Annotated in this window: 3 protein-coding genes; 1 reads left to right on the forward strand and 2 read right to left on the reverse strand. The window is 44.1% G+C overall.

Translation table 11 applies throughout. The annotated features are described in order from the left end of the window. Positions 1 to 985: benzoate/H(+) symporter BenE family transporter (locus AC1DUA_RS29955; protein ID WP_477503214.1), on the reverse strand; the 985-nt coding region annotated here is incomplete at its 3' end. Positions 986 to 1,037: 52 nt separating this feature from the next. Beyond that, entirely contained in the window at positions 1,038 to 1,853 is an 816-nt protein-coding gene (locus AC1DUA_RS29960; protein WP_477503215.1) for a uroporphyrinogen-III synthase, read from the reverse strand. Positions 1,854 to 2,043: 190 nt separating this feature from the next. On the opposite strand from AC1DUA_RS29960, the gene AC1DUA_RS29965 reads away from it, so the two are divergent. Then, on the forward strand, positions 2,044 to 3,395 hold a 1,352-nt coding region (locus AC1DUA_RS29965), incomplete at its 3' end, for a spore germination protein (protein ID WP_477503216.1).

Genomic DNA, 3,395 nt, shown 5'->3' on the forward strand with positions numbered 1-3,395 from the left:
TATTCATCAATACTCCAACTAGAGAAAAGCCAGTAACGATGGTGATAAATGGGGATGGCAGCAACTCTATCACATCTATGATTTTCCAAGCAAATATTCCAAAAAGGGTGACTAATGTTCCCGAAACGATTGCCGCCCACAATCTACGATCCTTCCTCCCAGCGTCATCTCCGCTGCAAAGCGCGCTCATCATTCCGCCTATATTGGCAGCATGGCCAGCGAATAGTCCAGCAATCGATGAAAATATACCTGATACTACTATCGATTTATTCACGGGTGGATCAAATCCGTTGCTTTTCAATGCAGTCAAAGCCACAGCTATATCATTGCTTATGACTAGGATGGAAATGGGAATAGCAAGCGATACTAGAGCCTCTATTGTGAAAGAAGGTAGGACTGGAAGAGGAAAAACGAAACTTGTATGCTGCATAATTGGAAAAGTGTAACTACTGAGTAATCCGACTAGCCCCAAAACAAGCACACCCATAAATGGAGGGATTTTCGGGGAAATGATGCGTGTTATAAAAAATCCAAGAATAGCTAGCAATCCGACTATAGGCATGGACATTGCTGCTGGTACAATTTTCACCACATAATTGAGAATAAGACCTGCTAGCAGGGCATCAATTAACGGCTTAGGAATATAGTAAAGCAGCTTTTTAAATAAACCAGTGATGCCAAACAAAGTTATGATCAGGCCTGACATGATAAAACCGCCGGCCAATTCACCAAGTGTGAATTGAGCGGCGATTGAAGCCAAGAAGGCGATTGCGGTGATGGAATGAGCCCCGCCATAAGGAATTTTATATTTGAAAGTCATTACGAGATTAAGGAGTCCACCCAGAAAATAAACGGCAAACATCCAGGTAACCGTTTCGCTTCGACTGAGCCCGGCACTTTCCGCTACTTGCATAACTAATAAAGCACCGCCGCTGCATGCTAACAGCGCGGACATAATGCCAGCCATGACATTTTGAGTGTTCACAGAATGAATTGCGCCTCCATTAGACTATCGTTAAGCAATTAGTCTCTTTTTTTCAGAGTTGATCTCCCTTGCTATAATCCTTCACGAGTTCAATAATCATTGCCCCCATTCGCTCTGTTTCAGGCACGATCACTTGATTCAAACCTTCCTCTCTCAGAGCCTCAGCCGTTACTTTACCGACAGCAACTGCCTTGACATCACTAGTGAAAGCTTGTCTGACGCTATCAATAATCCCTTGGCGTCTCGTGTATTCGAACAAATATCTCACTTGCACGGCAGTAGTGAAACATACCGCATCTATCGAACCTGTTGTAAGTTCATGGCAAAGCGTTTCAAGTACGGTTGACTCCGGTTCAATATGCCGATAAGGCAATAGTTGAACAACCGTTGCTCCCCGCGTCTCCAAGAATTGAATCAGCGCCGGTTGTGGCTCTCCGTGCAGCTGGACAACTACCGTTTGATCCTTAAAGTCATAAGAATCCAAACGATTAATTAACCCTTGTATGGTCCCATCTTCATCGATGACGACAGGTTTTATATCTAGCTTCTTAAGCCAGTTAATCGTCTTATATCCGCGTGCGGCCACTTTCGCATCCTTCATTTTTTGCAGCAGCGTGGAAGAAAGATCTAATTTTTCGGCCGCGTTTAGCATCGTATCTGCGCCAACACCAGTTGTGAATACAAACCAGTCCACCTTGTTATTTACACAAAATAGTAATTCTTTCTCCACAGCTGACTCATCCAAATAAATGAAACCTTGCAAAGGGCGAACTACCGGTATTCCTCCCTGTTTCTCAATTAATAAGCTCATTTCCTCTGTTTTTCTGGAACCCGCAATCACGATTTTTTTGCCATTTAGTTTCTCCATCTCTCTGATGCCCCCTATCTTAATAAGAAAAGTATATAGAAATTAGTCGCTAAATTCATCAACCAATTCTAGATGATATGAACCATCCACTTGCTGGACTACTGGTCTATCCAAAGATCAGCCCATACTTCCTCTAATCCATACATGAAAATTCTGTTAAATTAGCATAATACATATGGGGGTGTTGTCAATGTGGCGTACGATAGCGGAAGCTCTTCCGGGTTGGAAACTGATCATGTGGGCATCGCTCACTTTTCTTATTCCTTATAGCAGCTCTAAATTATTTGGTTGGTTTTATCAAAAAGAACGGATGAATCGCGGTTGGAAYGAAGACAACGAGCCTACGGTTCCCAACAACTCCCTCTGGACCGCAAGTAACTCGCCGCCATCAAAAACTAGGACAGATTCTCCGCCCATCGATACGCTGAATAGTCACTTAGAAGAGAATTTAAACTTGTTATCCGAGCGGCTAGGCAACAACTCGGATTATTCTGTGCGCGAATTTAATATCGGAGGTAGTACGATTCGCGCGGCTATCGTCAGTATGAACAAAATATCCGACTCCACGATGATTCAAGAGTATGTTCTAAAACCGTTAATGGTGGATCTTTGGAAAACAAACGTGACCGAATTGTATGCCAGCACTGATTTCAAAGCTTTTATTAAAAATCATATATTACCGCTCTCCAAAATAACCGAAACTGAGCATGTCTATAAAGTCGTTGAAACCGTATTAACAGGGTCAACTACCCTGCTCATCGACGGTATTCCTGGCGGTTTGATCCTCGGAACAGGCTCCACGGAGCCACAAAATTTCGAAGAGCCGTCTTCGGAATCGCTTGTACGCGGGCCTAAGATCGGCTTTGTCAATTCGCTCGAAGAGAATATCTCTCTGCTGCGCTCAAGAGCATCCGATCCTAATTTGCAGATGATGGGCATCCAAGTTGGTGAAAGGAACAAGAAAAACGTGGTCATCTCCTACATAGATGGCATTGCGGATCCGAATCTGGTGGATGAAGTGAAGCGCAGAATTGAGAAAATCAAGATCGATGACCCTCTTGAATCCGGATATATCGATCAGTTAATTGAAGATAACTTCATGTCGCCATTTCCGCAAGTGCAGAGCACAGAACGTCCAGATCGTGTCCTTGCATCCTTGTTAGAAGGTCGAGTTGCCATTCTGACAGATGGAAGCTCCTACGCTTCTATTGTTCCAGTGACGCTCAGCATGATGCTGCAATCACCCGAAGATTATTATGTTCATTGGCTTCCATCTTCCTTGGTGCGTTTATTACGCTTTTTTGCCGCATTCGTTGCCCTGCTAGGACCGGCGATCTACATCTCTTTCCTATCGTTTCATCAGGGTTTGATCCCGACCAAGCTTGCTATTTCTATGGCGGGAACCCGTGAAGGGGTGCCATTCCCCCCATTTCTAGAAGCTTTAATCATGGAGGTTGTTATTGAAATTTTACGTGAAGCAGGACTTCGTTTGCCTAAACCTGTTGGTCAGACGGTCGGACTTGTCGGAGGGCTGGTCATTGG

Source organism: Paenibacillus sp. 01T422 (assembly GCF_056398785.1).